Below are 16,350 nucleotides of genomic sequence, written 5' to 3'. Positions count from 1 at the left end.
ACGCCAACTTAAATATGAACACAACCAACGATTTTCAACAGTTCGAAAACCTTGAAGAAGAACAATTACCCGTTGCCAAACATAAATTACATGATTGGACCCATTTTGCCGGACTATATGCCGCCGAGCATGTGGCCGCCACCGAGTTTGTCATCGGAGCCACATTTGTCGCCTTAGGAGCGAAAACAATGGACATTTTATTAGGACTGTTGATCGGCAATGTGTTGGCCGTTCTGAGTTGGACCTTCATCACTTCCCCCATTGCGGTCGATACGCGACTGAGTCTCTATACCTATCTCAATAAGATTGCGGGCGATTCGATGACCAAGCTCTATAATTGGGCCAATGTGATCATATTTTCGGTAATATCTGCAGCTATGGTTACCGTATCGGCTACTGCTGTCCGTTTTGCATTTGACATTCCTGCCCAACTGAACTGGTATCCAACCAATCTTTGGTTTATTTTAATTGTATTCGTTGTTGGTATAGTGGTGGTTTCAATAGCAATGTATGGATTTAATGCCGTTTCCGAATTTTCGGGTATTTGCGCACCTTGGCTTTTCGTAATGTTTACCAGCGGGGCTATGGTACTTTTACCTGCCTTATCCCTAGACGTGTTGGATAAGACTTCACCGAGTGGATGGAATGATTTTATTATACTGGGCAATCAATCGATATGGACGGGAATCGACAGTAACGGAGAACCTGGCATCGGCTTGGTCGAGGTAATCGGGTTCGCCTGGGCGGCCAATACCATTACACATTTCGGCTTAATCGATATGGCCCTGTTGCGCTTCGCGAAAAAGAAAATTTATGGGCTGGCCACGAGTACGGGAATGATGTTCGGTCATTATGTTGCATGGATCGCCGCGGGTATTATGGGTGCAGGAGCAGCAGTGATTTTAGGAAAATCCATTGTAGAACTCGACCCGGGCGATGTTGCCTACTATGCGTTGGGCTGGTCTGGATTTGTAATTGTAATCGTTGCAGGATGGACTACTGCCATAACTAACCTGTATCGGGCAGGTTTGGCGGCACAGGCCATCTTTTATAACCATTCACGGCGAGGAACTACATTAACAGTCGGTTTGATAACCATAGCGATAGCATGCTTTCCTTTCGTTTTTTCACAAATACTGCCGTTGTTGACCTATGCAGGGTTACTTGTGGTTCCTGTGGGGGCGATTGTATTTGCAGAACATCAAATTTTCCCTAGAATTGGCTTTACGCGCTATTGGTCTTCGTATCGCAAGTTGACTTTTAGTATGCCTGCCGTTGCCTCTTGGGCCTTGGGCTTGGTCTTCGGTTTTGGCTTGAATGCGCTCCTTATAATGTCTTTCTTTTATCTCTTTATCCCGACGTGGATTTTTACCATCTTGGTGTATACGGTGCTCGCGTCTCGTTATGGGGCGAAACGAAAATATCCAGTGGAAGCAAAAGAAGAAGAACTTCGGAAGGATTCGATCGAGCGATTTCAAGAACAGCAGGCAACTAATGAGCCGATTATTTCCAAGGATAAATCTTTATTCTCCAAAGGATTAAAAATCATAGCGATTACGGTTTTGGTTATTACCTTGATTTTGGCCTGTAATGTCATGTTCGGTAGTGCCACGGAAAGTGGGTATGTAGAAAATCGTGAAATATTCTATAGATATGCCTTTATCAGTACATTGATTTATTTCATAACGGCCTATTGGGCTTTACAACGTGGAAAACCAAAAAAAGAAGAGCACTAATGAAAAATACTGTGATACTTAATCAAAAGAATTTGAATCAGCTTGCCGACCGTATTCCTGTCCCGACATTTGATCGCAGTTCTCATAAGGTTGGAATAGTCCATATCGGTGTCGGAGGTTTTCATCGGACGCACCAAGCGTTTTATACACATCAGCTCCAAGAAAAATTTAAGGCTCCTGAATGGGGTATTTGTGGTGTTGGTTTGCGGAAAGGTGATCAAAAAATATATGAGGTTCTAAAAAAGCAAGATCATTTATACACGGTTCTGGTGAAACATCCAGATGGGAAAATAGAACCCCGGATAATAGGTTCAATAATCGATTTCGAACTAGGTGTCGATAACCCCGTACCCGTCATAGAGCGCTTGGCGGACCCGTCAACCAAAATTGTCTCTCTGACTATTACCGAAGGGGGCTATAATTTTAATCCATCGACAGGAGAATTTGACTTTGAGAATCCTGATATCCAACACGATTTGAAACATTCCGACAGCCCAAAAACAATATATGGGTTCTTAACGGGCGCTCTAAAAAAACGTCGTGAAATGGCACTGCCGGGATTCACCGTCATGTCTTGCGATAATATTCAGCATAATGGTGATGTTGCACGTAACATGTTACTATCATTTGCTCAGAGACAGGATGCGGCTTTGGCCCATTGGATTGAACGGGAGGTATGTTTTCCCAATAGTATGGTAGACAGGATAACACCCGTTACGACCCAGGCCGATATCGATTATTTGGAAAAGACCTACGGAATAAAAGATGAATGGCCGGTAACTTGTGAACCATTCATACAATGGGTCGTGGAAGATAAATTTTCAAATGGTCGGCCTGAATTCGAAAAGGTGGGTGTGCAATTTGTTCCTGATGTGAAACCCTATGAAAAAATGAAACTCCGCTTACTCAATGCGGGCCATTCTGTATTGGGTATATTGGGTGCTATTCACGGGCACCAAACCATAAACGCCTGCATGGAAGACGAAACTTTTGTTATCTATTTGAGAGCATTTATGGATAAGGAAGCCACCCCTGCTCTGGACGAAGTAGAAGGTATTGATTTAGAAGAGTACAAAGACAGTTTGATCGAGCGATTTGCCAATCCGAATATAAAGGATTCCGTAAGCCGTATTTGTTCGGAAAGCTCTGCCAAAGTGCCAAAATTTTTACTCCCTACCATCCAAGAAAATGTGACCCGGGGAGGAAGTATTAAATATGCAACATTGGTAATTGCCGCTTGGTGTTATTACAGCGATAAAGGAATCAACAAAAATCAACAACCCCTTGAAATTATTGATGCCTTGAGTGGGGAACTGCACCAAGCGGCCAAACGAACCGAAACCGACAGTCTGGCATTTATCAAACAGGAAACTCTTTTTGGCAATCTTACTAAAAATGAACGATTTACAGAGTTATACGCCGATATGATCCAAAAAATCTATGATGATGCCGATATCAAAAAGTATATACAGGATATACTTTAAAAGCTAAATTTTTGGATAGTCCCTTAAAACGAACATTTTTTGGGAATCTACTCCTTCTGCCCAAAAAGTCCCATAAAATGCCCGTTTATCAGTACACCTATCATCCACCAGAAACTGTTTTATGTGGGTACTAATAGAGAAGACATGAAGAACTTAGAGCCCAAGGGTACATAACCCTTGAAAAAATAATGCAGGGTTATTTGCGTTCTAGCTGTTACATGTACTAATAATCAAATCTTACAATTATTATGAAACTTACTAAGTTTTTCTTTATGATTTTCACTGTTGTTGCGTCCACTGCCTTTGTTGGCTGTAGCAATGACGACGATGATACCATGGTCCAAGTAAGGGTCAATGGCGTGGTTTTCGATAACGGTGACGATTTCAATGGGGATGTTGATGGTGACTTCACAGGAAATGGTGGAAGTGCCACTAGGACATTCGTTTGGTTGAACAATCTGACAACAGCAGACTACAATGCTGATATTACAGCAACTACCGACGGTACTTTCAACATAGTGGTATTGGATGCTGATGGCACTACTGTTTTGAACAGGTCTTTGGACGGAGCGGTTGAGCCGGATTCCTTTTCTGGGGTAACTGATGCCGGAACCTCTGGGGTATGGTCGGTAACAATCACCGTTAACTCTTTCAATGGAGATGGTAGTTTCTCTTTGAGCGAAGGAAATTAAAATCCGAGAGGATAGATAAATACTTACAGGAAAGCCCCACCTTGGGGGATTTTTTTGTTTTTTATTATGAAATCTTTTAAAAAAGTACTGTATGGCCAACATTTTGTTTGGCCTTTTTAATTAAACCCAAATACTGATTCCCTACCTTATTTCAATATTTTTACAACACTCCCACAAGTAAGCATCGCATCACCAAAATATGGATTTCGAATTTCGTTTTCGGTACTTAACCAAACAGCTCCTCTATTGTTGTTGGCCATTGGACATTTTTGGACATACAAAGTATTGTCCAATGAATCCAAGTTACTAGCAATGGCGACAATATTTTCGTTCAGAATCACAAAATGGATACGTTGGTTTTCCAAATCTTCCTTCTTGGCGATAGCTTCCAACATCTCAATACTCTTATTTACGTGTGCTTTTTCCATAGCTCCCGTATCAGACAAATCGAGCTTCTTCAGAATTTCCAAAGTTGCAATGGCATCCATAGATGTTTTTGGTGCATCACCGGATACCAGAGCATCCTTTAATTTTAAATAGGCAGGCAATGCCGCTTCAAAATCTTTCTGGAAACCATCTGAAAATTTTATTTTCATCATTTCTCCCGAAATGTCTGAAGAACTATTGTTCTCCAGCATTCCCATATGGCCTTCGTGACCTGTCATGGTCTTGCCTCCTGTTTTGTTCATCATACTTTTTTTGCCTTGTAATTGTGCCGCGGCATCTACAGTAAAGGTTCCATTGGTCACGATTTCTTCACCGTAATCAAGGCCATTGGCGACCTCAATTTGGTCCCCACTTCTTGCCCCCAGCATTACCTCACGCATTTCAAATATGGGCTCATCCCCATTTGCCTTTACATAGACCAAAGAGCGTTCCCCTGTCCACATTATGGCACTTGAGGGTACCAGCAATGATGCTTGGGGAGTGACTAAACCGCTCTCAATTTTGCCAGATACGAACATCCCAGGCTTAAACATATCTTTTTGATTGCTAAGCGTGGCGCGTATAGTAACAGTTCTGGTCGTGTTGTCCAGCACAGGGTCAATGAACGTTACTTCACCATCAAATGTCTTATTGGGGTAGGCATTGGCAGCTATGCTGATTTTCTGTCCTTTTTTAAATTGGGATAATTGGCTCTCATAGACATCAAACTCAGCCCAAACCGTGTTCAAATTGCTGACCTTGACAATCGGTTGACCCTTTTTTAGATAGTCCCCTTCAGAGCTCATTACTTCTGAGACTGTTCCGGAAACTGTTGCATACACAGGGAAATTCTCCTTTACTTTACTCGAGCTTTCGATGCTATTGATTTGATTATCCGATAATTTCCAAAGTTTTAGCTTATTGCGTACCGCACTGTATAATTGTGGTTGCGATTCCCTTAGAGAAGCTGCTGTCAACAATTCTTGTTGTGCGGCCACCAGTTCAGGTGAATAAATAGTTGCCAGTAATTGACCCTTTCGAATCGCTTGCCCCTCATAATTTACATTCAATCGTTCAATCCTTCCATCAAAATAGCTGGCTTGCACGGCCATTGCTTCCTCGTTAACTGCAATCTTACCAGATAAGGAAATTGTGTTATCGTTATCACCCTCAGTATCTCCCACCACGGTGGTCCGTATGTTTGCCAAAGCCATTGCATTTGCTGTCATTTTGAACTGTTCAGGAGACAATCCATCAGCTCCTGCGTCCGCTGGAATCAAATCCATTCCGCAGATTGGACAATCCCCAGCTTCTGGCTGCATAATTTGCGGATGCATGGAACAAGTCCACATTTGTCCATTTTCCGGACTATGATTATGTTCTGTCATTTCCATAGTCTCGGTATTGGATTCTCCAAATAGAAAATATCCAACCCCCAAGCCAACGATAGCTGCAATTACGATATAAATAATATTCCTTTTCATCTCTTTCTTTTTAATCGATTTTTAATATTTACAATTGAGGGTGAACTTATATACCATAGGATAAATCCACTTAGAACTGTTATCAACCCTAATAATGAAAAAGCCCTAAGTACCGTGGTATTAAAGTTATCTCTCCCCTCATAATCCATCGTATGGGTCATCCATAGAAAATCAAAAATGCGCCAATCTCTGTGGCGAACCGTCTGGAACTTTCCATCAATGGTGGACACATAGGCCTTTAAGTTTTCATCGCTCTTATAGGTGATGACATAAGCGGGTAAAAGTTTTTCTCTGTATTCGTGATGTTTTCCCGTCTTTTCTATCAGGGAAACATCTGAAATTTCCAGTCCATTCCTCATGTAATTGCCAGCAACGTAAAGGGCCTCTTCTTCATTGATGGATGGCTTGGGGGTTCCATCCACGGCATTGAACAATCGGTTCTTGTTGATCCAATAATAGGGTTTACCATTGATATCCCTGATTTCAATCGAATTTATCCCTTCTTTAAGATTTAATAGGGAAGGTGCCATTAAATCCGAAAACGCGGGGGGCTGGTATTCCATGTTCTTAAAATGGTCACCGTGTATGTCATCAATATTTGTCCAACTAAAGTATAAACCACTAATGGTCCAGAACAAAAATTGAATGCCCAAGAAGATTCCTAGGTATCTATGTGATTTTCGAATCCATTTTGCTGTGTGCCTTTTTATCATGATCATCTAAATTTTTACTCGTTTTAAGCGCAATGCATTTGCAATTACAGATACTGAACTAAAGCTCATTGCGAGGGCCGCAATCATAGGAGATAACAATATTCCGAAGACGGGATATAATACACCTGCTGCAACTGGAACTCCCAAGGTGTTGTATATCAAAGCAAAAAATAGATTTTGCTTAATATTCTTCATCACGGCATCACTAAGGTTTCTGGCTTTGACAATACCATGAAGATCACCTTTTACTAGGGTAATTGCCGAACTCTCTATTGCTACATCCGTACCCGTGCCCATTGCAATGCCCACATCGCTTTTGGCCAACGCAGGCGCATCATTGATGCCATCGCCAGCCATTGCCACCACTTTGCCATCAGATTGCAGTCGTTCCACCTCTCTAAGCTTATCTTCGGGCAACATACTTGCTTTGAAGTCAGCCAGATTGAGCTCATTTGCCACAGCTTTTGCCGTTTCATGGTTGTCTCCTGTGAGCATAATCACGGCCACTCCTTTATTTTGCAACTCCTTTATAGCCTTCGCGCTGGTCTTTTTGATCTTATCACCAATGACCACATAGCCAACGACCTTCCCATCAGCTGATAAGTATGAAACCGTTTTTCCTTGCTGCTGATATTCCTTGGCCTCCATTTTCATACTATCGGAAATTGTTGCATTGGCATATTCCATTATTTTAGGATTACCAAGCGCCAACAATTTTCCATCCACTATTCCCTCAACACCTTTTCCGGTCACCGCAATGAATTGTTCAGCTTTTTTTGCTTTTGCTCCTTTTTCTTTACCATAAACCACGGTCGCCTTGGCCAATGGGTGTTCACTGTTACTGTTTAGAGCAACAATCATTTCAAGAATATCGCTCTCATTGAGGTCTTGACTGAACGAACCCACTTTTTCCACTGTTGGCTTTCCTTCGGTGATGGTTCCTGTCTTATCGACAATCAAGGTGTCCACCTTGTCCATTTTTTCCAATGCCTCCGCATTTTTGATGAGCACTCCATTTTGGGCACCTTTTCCTACACCCACCATAACAGACATGGGTGTAGCCAATCCCAACGCACAGGGGCAAGCAATGATCAGGACAGCGATGGCATTCACCAAAGCATAGACGTAAGCAGGCTCTGGTCCCCAAATGGCCCAAACAGCAAATGTCACTACTGCAATTAGCACAACAATGGGAACAAAATAAGCGGAAACGGTATCTGCCAATTTTTGTATGGGCGCCCGACTGTGACTAGCATCATTCACCATCGTGATAATTTGGGAAAGTAGTGTGTCACTCCCTACTTTCTCGGCTTTCATCAAAAAGGATTGATTCCCATTGATGGTTCCACTACTGACCTTGTCGCCCTCAGTTTTGTTTACTGGGAGAGGTTCCCCCGTGATCATCGACTCGTCTATGGCACTGTATCCTTCTGTTATAACTCCATCCACAGGAATTTTATCCCCAGGCTTTACTTTTAGGACATCCCCTATTTCTATTGTATCTATGCTTACTTCAAATTCCTCGCCATCCACTACTTTTATCGCCTTGTTAGGTGCCAATTTTAAAAGTTCCTTCACAGCTGAATTGGTTTTGCTATGCGCTCTAGCTTCCAATAATTGACCGAGCAGTACCAGCGTCAAAATAACCGTTGCTGCCTCAAAGTAAACATGTACTGTTCCATGTTCCGTTTTGAACTGCTCCGGAAACACATCTGGCAAAAACATCCCAACTATGCTAAAAATCCACGCAACTCCCGCTCCTATTCCAATGAGGGTAAACATATTCAGATTCCAGGTCTTGATACTCCGATAGGCACGCTCAAAAAACATCCAAGTGGCATAAAACACCACAGGAATTGAAAATACGAACTGCAACCAGTTCCAATATTTCTGCTCCAAAACATTGTACAATGGATTGTTTGGAACCATCTCGCTCATTGCAATGAGAAAAATGGGTAGGGTAAAGGCCACCGCAACCCAAAACTTTTTGAGCAACTTATGGTAGGTCTTCTCCTCAGCAGAGAGATCCGGTTTCATGGGCACCAAATCCATTCCACATATAGGGCAGCTGCCGGGTTTGTCCTTAACAACCTCTGGATGCATCGGACAGGTCCATTTGCCACCCACTGAGCTCGTTTTCAAACTTTGTTCCTCGACCAAATCCATACCACAAACAGGGCAGTCACCGGCTTTATCATAGGTCTTATCCCCTTCACAGTGCATTGGGCAATAAAACGTTCCTGTTCCTTTGCCTTTTGGTTTCACCTTATTTTCCTTTTCAGGATGATGATGATGGTGTTCTCCAGGCAGATGTATGCTATAGTTGCCTCCCTCCTTCTCCAATGCTTGCTGAAACGTATCTATTTCGATATGGTATTCCATTTCGATGATAGCTTCCTTTTTTACCAAATTAACCACAGCACTGGTTACGCCATCAACAGCGTTAAGTGTTTTCTCAACGTGATTTCGGCAACCATTACAACTCATTCCGTGTATGTGATAGGTGTGTTTCATAGTTTTTAAATTAACCGCCAAAACTACCTATTGCTGTTTCCAAAGTTTTGCACAATTATGGGTTTTATTTATACAATTTGATCTAACGGTTTTCTATTCCATTCCCTTGCTTTTTGGTATACTCCCATTGACATTCCTGTTGCTGATTTGAACTGCCTTGCCAAATGGCTGCTACTGGTATAGCCCAATTGATAGGCTATTTCGGAAAATGTTCTGTCCCCCATTTGAACAAGCTCCTTCGCCTTTTCAATTTTAAGACCGATGAAGTACTTCTCAATGGTAATCCCTTCATGGGCACTGAACAATTTACTCAACACGGAATAATCTTTGTTCAACTTGTCTACAAGATATTCCGAGAGATTTTGGTTCAAATCTTGGTCTTGCAGTCCAACAATCAGATGGTTTTTGATTTGGGCAATCAATTGTTCTTTCTGATCGATTACCAGTTCAAAACCATTAGTGGTCAAAATCTCCCGAATCTTGCTCATTTCAATATCCGAACCCTCCTTAAATCGAACTTCTCCCAATTCAATATGGGCCACATAAAATCCGTTTCTTTCCAACTCAGATTTCAAAACCGATTTACACCGGTCGCATACCATATTTTTTACCTTAACTGAAGCCATTGTGGTTCGGGGTTTACTTTTTAATGGGTATGCCCATCATTTTGATGTTCTACGTTGGCCACATAGTCCATACCGCATTTAGGGCAAGTGCCTTCGGTGTCACTGCCACTACCTTCGCAGTGCATTGGGCACACATATGCAGATGTATATTCCTTGCCCTGCTTTTCGTTTGTTTCAATTTGCTCGGTATTGGCCTCGGTGTTTTGCTCCGTTTTGCCCTTGCACGATACAGAAAGTAATAGTGTTGCAAGCAAGGTGATCGCTAAAAATGTTTTGATTCTCGTGTTCATTATTATCAGATTTACTTGTTTATTAAATAATTGATGAGTGCAGATTGCATGTAGTACAGTTGCACCGATCGGATTTGATTTAATTGAAATTTTAGTTGGAGTTCTTGAATATCCAGCACATCATTGAAATCAATGGTGCCAGTTTCATAATTCTTTATCAGGATTTGCTCCGCGTCTTCGGCCTGTCTCAAATTTTTAGCCTGGGTGTTAAAAGCAATGCGGGCTTCATTACGGATTGATATGGCTTTTGCCAAAGCCGACTCCAGGACATTGAATCTTTCCTGCTTTTGGAATTCAATTTCTTGTTTGCGGAGTTCATTCTGTTTGGTTCTGGAATCGTACCGTTTGTTGAAAATTGGAATGGACAGTGACACCATCGGCATTACGATGTCTTTACCATTATCACTGAAAGTCATATTGGGTCGCTCTTGTACAGGAACATAGTCCAGCCCAAAACCAAGCATGGGTGCACCCTCTTTTTGATTGACCGATTCTGCTTGGGTCACCGACTCATACATTTTGTCAAAACGTAGGAGCTCAGGGTTTAACTGTAAGCTATCAATAATCACAGGGTCATTTTCGGGAATATTTACTGCCTCGACCACTTCAACGGCCAAACCGGTATCCCGATTCAACAACGCATTGAAATTGGCTTGTTCCGCCACAAACTGCTCCTGTAAGATTTCCTTTTGCTGCTGCAGTTCGTTCTGGCGAATTTGCAATCGCAAAACATCCACTGCACTTGCCTTGCCTACTTCCACTGAGGTCAATGCCAAGGTTTCGTAGGTTTTGAGCAATTGAATGTTCTTGTCCAACACACCTTGCTTGGCCTTTAGGCTGTACAGCTTGTAATAGGACTGTGTCACGGACAAGGCCAACTTTCGTTTGGCAACAACGTAATCCACATAGTCTGTTTCAGCCATGGCTGTGGCATACTTTTGACGAGTGGAAACCGTACCAAACCAGGGCAGCATTTGTTTGGCCGAAAATCGGGCTACTTGGGCCCCCGTTCTTGTCTCGGGTTCACTTACAAAATACCCAGCTCCGAATTCGGTATTGGGAAGCCAATTGGCCTCGTTCACCTTCTCCTGGGCAATGTTATATCGAACTTCATATGCTTGAATATTTGAGTTGTTTACCTGGGCTTCATTAATATAGGACTGCAACCCTTGTGCATTCCCCAAAGCGGAAACAAACAAAATGCCGATCATGATTTTTACTTTTTTCATTTGTTTGCTTTTTTGAGTTGAACTTCTTTTCGCCAACCAAACAATACCGGAACAACAAAAAGGGTAATGAGCGCAATGAGCATTCCGCCAAAACTTGGAATGGCCATTGGTATCATAATATCACTTCCACGTCCTGTGGAAGTCAGTATTGGGAGCAACGCCAATATGGTTGTTGCCGTCGTCATCAAACAAGGCCTAATACGTTTTTCGCCCGCTTCGATAACAGAATCGTGAACCTCTTTTAAGTCCATTGGTCTATTTCTATCAAAAGTTTGGGTAAGATAAGTTGCCATGACTACGCCATCGTCCGTGGCAATTCCAAAGAGTGCTATAAAACCTACCCAGACGGCAACGCTTAGATTGATAGTTTGCATCTGAAAAAGGTCTCGCCAGTTTTCACCAAAAAGATTGAAATTGAAAAACCAATCTTGTCCGTAGAGCCAAATCATAATGAATCCACCTGCAAAGGCAACAGCAATACCTGAAAAGACCATAAAGGAAGTGGCAACACTTCTAAATTGGAAATACAATATCAAAAAGATAATGATGAGTGCCAATGGCACAACGACAGACAAAGTTTTTTCAGCTCGCAACTGATTTTCATAGGTTCCTGTGAAAGCATAGTTGATTCCCTTGGGCACAATAAGCTCACCATTGTCAATCTTGGCTTGAATAGCTGCCTGGGCGTTCTCTACCACGTTCACTTCGGCAAAGCCGTCCAACTTGTCGAACAATACATAGCCCACCAAAAAGGTGTCCTCACTTTTGATAACCTGCGGACCCTGTTCGTATCGCATGGTAACCAATTCACTTAGTGGTACGGGGCCTCCCTTGGAAATCGGCACGTAGATATTGTTCAAATCATCGGGATTGTTACGTAGTTCCCTAGGATAGCGCACCCGAACTGCATAGCGTTCCCTACCTTCAACCGTTTGGGTCAATGGCATTCCGCCTACTGCGATGGAAATAACCCTTTGTACTTCTTCGACCGTGACCCCATAGCGTGCAAGTTTTTCCCTGTCAATATCAATGAGCAGATAGGGTTTTCCAACAATACGGTCTGCAAAAACCGCCTGTTCTTTAACACCATCGGCTGTTTTTAAAATGTTTTCCAATTGTAGACCGAACGCCTCAATTTCCTTTAATTCCTGGCCTTTTACCTTGATACCCATTGGCGCACGCATTCCAGTTTGTAGCATGACCAAACGGGTCTCGATGGGTTGCAATTTGGGTGCGGATGTCACCCCGGGAAGCTTCGTCACTCTTACGATTTCATTCCAAATATCATCCGGGGATTTAATTTCTGGTCGCCAATTTCGGTAGTACTCCCCATCGTTATCTTCAATGAGTAAATTTCTGTCGATACTGGAGAAAGACCTCTCGACTTCGCTCGAGGTGACATTTCCGCTCAAGTTGGGATTTGCAACTTTTTTCCCATTTTTCAGCACGAAATACCCCTCATCATCAGTTCTAAAACGTTGGGGTTCGCTATCAGCGTTCAATTCGTATTCCGCACGATATTGTATCATGTTTTCATACATGGAAAGGGGTGCTGGGTCCAGGGCGGATTCCGTCCTACCCGATTTCCCAACCACCGTTTCGATTTCTGGAATACTGGCAACCGCCATGTCCAATTGCTGCAACACTCGTTTGTTCTCTTCCACCCCGGAATGTGGTAATGAGGTAGGCATCAAAAGAAATGAACCTTCATTGAGTGCGGGCATAAACTCCTTGCCTGTATTTCTCATTATCAATACACCAAGAATCAGTATTGTAGTGGGTATTGATAGGAAAAGTATTTTATTGCATAATGCCCATTGAAGAATCCTGGTGTAATAATTTCGGAATGCCCAAAACGTTCCTAATAATCCAAAACAAATAACACTTACAAAAAGTAAGTTCATTATAATACTTCGGTCAAAGCCCAAAGGTCTCCAATAGGTAGCCAAAAGGAAAATTATTGCCGAAACTGAAATAACGATGTTCAAACGGGTCACCTGTTTTCCTGAAAGTGTATATCCGTTGAATAGGCGTGAAGCTAGTTCAGGGTTCTTTAAAGGTCTTATGGTTCCAAAAGCCATCAATACTAACCCAATCCAATATCCATAAACTACGGCCACAAGACCTGCTATGATAAGGGCAGCACTAAAAACATAACCTATTATACTTTTGCTTCTTTTCCTTTTAAAGAAAATGGCAGCAAAAGGGGGTATTAAAAAGAGTGCAACAATAATCGAAGCTGTAAGGGCCATGGTCTTGGTAAATGCCAACGGCCGAAACAACTTTCCTTCGGCACCTATCATTGTAAATACAGGAATAAAACTGATGATAGTTGTCAATACAGCGGTCAGGATTGCCCCTGAAACTTCGGTAGTGGCATTGTACACCACATTATTGATTGTAAGTTGTTCATTGCCATTCCGCTCTTGGTTTTCATCAAGATGTCTAATGATATTTTCGGATAATATGACCCCAACATCCACCATTGTACCAATTGCAATTGCAATACCGGAGAGGGCAACGATGTTCGCATCCACACCAAAAAGTTTCATCGAGATAAATACCATTAAAACAGCTACAGGTAGCAAGCCAGAAATTAAAATAGAAGCTCGTAAGTTGAATACCATTACTATAATGACAAGCACCGTTATAAGAATTTCAAGGGTCAAAGCTTCATTGAGTGTCCCTAATGTCTCTTGAATCAATTCAGTGCGGTCATAAAAGGGAACAATGGTTACTTGAGAAGTACGCCCATCAACCAATTCCTTTGTTGGCAGTCCTGATGAAAGTTCCCCTATTTTTTCCTTAACACTATTTATGACATCCAATGGATTTGCACCGTATCTTGCAACCACAACACCACCTACGACTTCGGCTCCCTCTTTGTCTAACATCCCTCGTCTTGTGGCCGGACCCAGATGCACCCTGGCCACATCCTTTATACGAATAGAAGTATAGTTTTCAACATCTACTACTGCATTCTCAATATCCGCAATGGATTTTACGTAGCCTAATCCACGAACCAGATACTCTGCCTGATTGATTTCCAAAGTCTGGGCTCCAATGTCTTGATTGGATTGCTTTACGGCTTTTACCACATCCCCCAGCTGGATATTGTATTGGCGCATCAGCTCAGGGTCCACATCGATTTGATATTCCTGGACATAACCTCCAATAGAAGCTACCTCAGAAACACCTCTTGCCGAGGACAGCGCATACTTTACATAGTAATCTTGAATGCTACGTAGTTCGTGCAAGTCCCATCCTCCGGTAACATTGCCATCTTCATCACGTCCCTCCAATGTGTACCAGAAAATCTGTCCCAAACCCGTAGCATCAGGTCCTAGGGATGGATTCACACCATTTGGCAGCAATCCAGCGGGCAAGGAGTTCAGTTTTTCTAGAATTCGGCTTCTTGACCAGTAGAATTCCACATCCTCTTCAAAAATGATGTAGATACTGGAAAATCCGAACATGGAGGAACTTCGGATGGTCTTGACCCCAGGAATTCCAAGAAGGGAGGTGGTCAAAGGATAGGTAATCTGATCTTCAATATCCTGTGGTGAGCGACCGTCCCATTTGGTAAAGACAATTTGTTGGTTCTCCCCTATATCCGGAATGGCATCTACTGCCACTGGATCACTTGGTAGAAAACCGATGTCCCATTTAAAGGGAGCGTGTACAATACCCCACCCCACAAATAGGGCCAGTAATAGAACCGCTACCAGTTTATTTTCGATTAAGAATTTTATCGCTTTATTCAGCATTGTTTTAATGTATTAGATATTTACAGTAGATGTGCGGATAAGTATAAACAGCACATTGAGCCCAAAACAGAAACCTGTATGGGATCACTTCGAATATCTAGTACATCAAATCAAAAAAGTCTCGTAAAGAACTTGATAGTCCTTATCGAGCAAGGGCGGCAGGTGCCCAATAAAAGAAGTTGTAACCGTTTCTACATCTTGGAACAAGTTGATGTAGGAATAGGTAAAGCTAACTAAAAACACTTGTTGCTTAAGGTCCAGGTCGAAAAAAGAGGTTTTTAAATCTTCCTGACCTTGCATGGTAAATGAAACTTCATCGCAACAGGACTTTTCAAATTCTGTTTCCATGCCATCGGAATCAATCTCCATACCGCATGTTTTTGCATTTGCGAAGAATGCCACATCCACCACTTTACCCATACATAGGTGCTTATCCACGGTCCATGAAACCGTTGACAACAAGACCAATAGGGTCAGCATTGATGACAGAATTTGACGTAAAATGTCCTTCATTTCACTACAAAACTACAAAATGTAAACAATTATTGCTTGGTTTAACAGAAGTTTAGAAAGTGTCCCGTAAAACGAACAATTTTTGGAACACTCTGGCACATAGTTAAAATGTATAAGGATGAAATCAATTCTACCATTAATTGAACTTATATTTAAAAGTCATAGCTTTGAGAATGATTTAATTCTGTAGGTTCAAATCATGGTTACCCGAAAACCTATTAGTACTAAACCCAACATAGTAGGTGTTTAGCAAAATAAGCAACCGTTTTCGTCACGTTCATTGTATTATTTAGACTAATTTGTACTAATTTATATTTTATTTTTAAAATACAAAACCTTGACAATCAATTGATTGTCAAGGTTTAAATATTAAAAGTCGGGATGACAGGATTTGAACCTGCGACCCCACGCCCCCCAGGCGTGTGCGCTACCGGGCTGCGCTACATCCCGAAAATGGATTGCAAAAATATAAATTTAAATGAAAACGACGTTTGAATTTTCATCAATTAAACAATCTAAATTGCAGGTTCCAGATTTTTTAAACCCCCGAAAGGAATTCGCGGATTTCAATGCAAAAAGCTTCCCTTGCTTCTGCTGAATCATTGGCCGGATTAAGTAAAAAATACCCTAGTGTCTGATTTTGGCAAAACTCATCCAAATTTTTTCCCTTCCATAGATGATAGCTCATCAATAAGGTATTGTAGTCTATTTTGTATGGCTTGTCTACCTCACTATACCCATTTAGGTAAAGATTCAATTGAAATACAGAATAGTCAAGGTTTTCAGATTCGTAGGTTAAAAAAAAGGAGGGAACTGGTGTAGATTTGTTTTTATCCATTAATGAGCACGTTTAAGAATTAGCCCATAAACTTCATA

Annotated in this window: 12 protein-coding genes, 1 tRNA gene and 1 pseudogene; 4 read left to right on the top strand and 10 right to left on the bottom strand. The window is 41.9% G+C overall.

Annotation, left to right across the window (positions count from 1 at the left end):
* The first annotated feature begins 14 nt into the window (after positions 1-14).
* The 3 genes from DKG77_RS09030 to DKG77_RS09020 all read left to right on the top strand — a co-directional run bounded on the left by DKG77_RS09030 (position 15) and on the right by DKG77_RS09020 (position 3,912).
* Positions 15-1,736 carry a purine-cytosine permease family protein gene (locus DKG77_RS09030; protein WP_109662320.1) on the top strand — a complete coding sequence of 574 codons (1,722 nt, stop codon included), beginning with the start codon at positions 15-17 and terminating at the stop codon, positions 1,734-1,736.
* Entirely contained in the window at positions 1,736-3,220 is a 1,485-nt protein-coding gene (locus DKG77_RS09025; RefSeq protein ID WP_109662318.1) for a mannitol dehydrogenase family protein, read from the top strand. Before DKG77_RS09030 ends, DKG77_RS09025 begins: the two co-directional genes overlap by 1 nt.
* A gap of 248 nt (positions 3,221-3,468) precedes the next feature.
* Entirely contained in the window at positions 3,469-3,912 is a 444-nt protein-coding gene (locus DKG77_RS09020; protein ID WP_109662316.1) for a hypothetical protein, read from the top strand.
* Between the two features lie 146 nt (positions 3,913-4,058).
* Here the strand turns inward: DKG77_RS09020 and DKG77_RS09015 are convergent, their stop codons facing one another.
* The 7 genes from DKG77_RS09015 to DKG77_RS08985 form a co-directional block, all read right to left on the bottom strand.
* Positions 4,059-5,822, bottom strand: a complete 1,764-nt coding sequence (locus DKG77_RS09015; protein WP_109662314.1) for an efflux RND transporter periplasmic adaptor subunit — start codon at positions 5,820-5,822, stop codon at positions 4,059-4,061.
* Entirely contained in the window at positions 5,819-6,535 is a 717-nt protein-coding gene (locus DKG77_RS09010; RefSeq protein WP_109663703.1) for a PepSY domain-containing protein, read from the bottom strand. The genes DKG77_RS09015 and DKG77_RS09010 overlap by 4 nt, the downstream gene beginning before the upstream one ends.
* A gap of 6 nt (positions 6,536-6,541) precedes the next feature.
* Positions 6,542-9,049, bottom strand: a complete 2,508-nt coding sequence (locus DKG77_RS09005) for a heavy metal translocating P-type ATPase (RefSeq protein WP_109662312.1) — start codon at positions 9,047-9,049, stop codon at positions 6,542-6,544.
* A 68-nt stretch (positions 9,050-9,117) separates the two neighbouring features.
* The gene (locus DKG77_RS09000; RefSeq protein ID WP_243414896.1) at positions 9,118-9,675 is read right to left on the bottom strand and encodes a helix-turn-helix domain-containing protein; all 558 of its coding nucleotides are present in this window, start codon (positions 9,673-9,675) and stop codon (positions 9,118-9,120) included.
* Positions 9,676-9,695: 20 nt separating this feature from the next.
* Positions 9,696-9,965, bottom strand: a complete 270-nt coding sequence (locus DKG77_RS08995; protein WP_109662310.1) for a heavy metal-binding domain-containing protein — start codon at positions 9,963-9,965, stop codon at positions 9,696-9,698.
* 11 nt (positions 9,966-9,976) lie between these two features.
* The gene (locus DKG77_RS08990; RefSeq protein WP_109663699.1) at positions 9,977-11,194 is read right to left on the bottom strand and encodes a TolC family protein; all 1,218 of its coding nucleotides are present in this window, start codon (positions 11,192-11,194) and stop codon (positions 9,977-9,979) included.
* On the bottom strand, positions 11,191-14,961 hold the full coding sequence (locus DKG77_RS08985) for an efflux RND transporter permease subunit (RefSeq protein ID WP_109662309.1): 3,771 nt from the start codon (positions 14,959-14,961) through the stop codon (positions 11,191-11,193). The genes DKG77_RS08990 and DKG77_RS08985 overlap by 4 nt, the downstream gene beginning before the upstream one ends.
* Here DKG77_RS08985 and DKG77_RS17275 point away from each other — a divergent pair.
* Positions 14,953-15,120 (top strand): annotated as a pseudogene (locus tag DKG77_RS17275) (hypothetical protein); the annotation flags it as partial. The gene DKG77_RS08985 and the pseudogene DKG77_RS17275 sit on opposite strands and share 9 nt — an antisense overlap.
* Here DKG77_RS17275 and DKG77_RS17130 read toward each other — a convergent pair.
* The 3 genes from DKG77_RS17130 to DKG77_RS08965 all read right to left on the bottom strand — a co-directional run bounded on the left by DKG77_RS17130 (position 15,067) and on the right by DKG77_RS08965 (position 16,312).
* Positions 15,067-15,474, bottom strand: a complete 408-nt coding sequence (locus DKG77_RS17130; RefSeq protein ID WP_417935470.1) for an HYC_CC_PP family protein — start codon at positions 15,472-15,474, stop codon at positions 15,067-15,069. The pseudogene DKG77_RS17275 and the gene DKG77_RS17130 overlap by 54 nt on opposite strands.
* Positions 15,475-15,850: 376 nt before the next feature.
* Positions 15,851-15,924: transfer RNA gene (locus DKG77_RS08970), tRNA-Pro, on the bottom strand.
* An 88-nt stretch (positions 15,925-16,012) separates the two neighbouring features.
* Entirely contained in the window at positions 16,013-16,312 is a 300-nt protein-coding gene (locus DKG77_RS08965; RefSeq protein ID WP_109662304.1) for a hypothetical protein, read from the bottom strand.
* Positions 16,313-16,350: the final 38 nt, after the last annotated feature.

Source organism: Flagellimonas aquimarina (genome assembly GCF_003149745.1).
GTDB lineage: Bacteria > Bacteroidota > Bacteroidia > Flavobacteriales > Flavobacteriaceae > Flagellimonas > Flagellimonas aquimarina.
Note: the sequence above shows the minus strand (reverse complement) of the source record. Positions and strands in the feature narration are given on the sequence as shown.

Coding starts and splice junctions, on each gene's coding strand:
- DKG77_RS09015 (WP_109662314.1), bottom strand. CDS start 5,822: ATGAAAAGGAATATTATTTATATCGTAATTGCAGCTATCGTTGGCTTG.
- DKG77_RS09000 (WP_243414896.1), bottom strand. CDS start 9,675: ATGGCTTCAGTTAAGGTAAAAAATATGGTATGCGACCGGTGTAAATCG.
- DKG77_RS17130 (WP_417935470.1), bottom strand. CDS start 15,474: ATGAAGGACATTTTACGTCAAATTCTGTCATCAATGCTGACCCTATTG.
- DKG77_RS08965 (WP_109662304.1), bottom strand. CDS start 16,312: ATGGATAAAAACAAATCTACACCAGTTCCCTCCTTTTTTTTAACCTAC.
- DKG77_RS09020 (WP_109662316.1), top strand. CDS start 3,469: ATGAAACTTACTAAGTTTTTCTTTATGATTTTCACTGTTGTTGCGTCC.
- DKG77_RS09005 (WP_109662312.1), bottom strand. CDS start 9,049: ATGAAACACACCTATCACATACACGGAATGAGTTGTAATGGTTGCCGA.
- DKG77_RS08995 (WP_109662310.1), bottom strand. CDS start 9,965: ATGAACACGAGAATCAAAACATTTTTAGCGATCACCTTGCTTGCAACA.
- DKG77_RS08985 (WP_109662309.1), bottom strand. CDS start 14,961: ATGCTGAATAAAGCGATAAAATTCTTAATCGAAAATAAACTGGTAGCG.
- DKG77_RS08990 (WP_109663699.1), bottom strand. CDS start 11,194: ATGAAAAAAGTAAAAATCATGATCGGCATTTTGTTTGTTTCCGCTTTG.
- DKG77_RS09010 (WP_109663703.1), bottom strand. CDS start 6,535: ATGATAAAAAGGCACACAGCAAAATGGATTCGAAAATCACATAGATAC.
- DKG77_RS09030 (WP_109662320.1), top strand. CDS start 15: ATGAACACAACCAACGATTTTCAACAGTTCGAAAACCTTGAAGAAGAA.
- DKG77_RS09025 (WP_109662318.1), top strand. CDS start 1,736: ATGAAAAATACTGTGATACTTAATCAAAAGAATTTGAATCAGCTTGCC.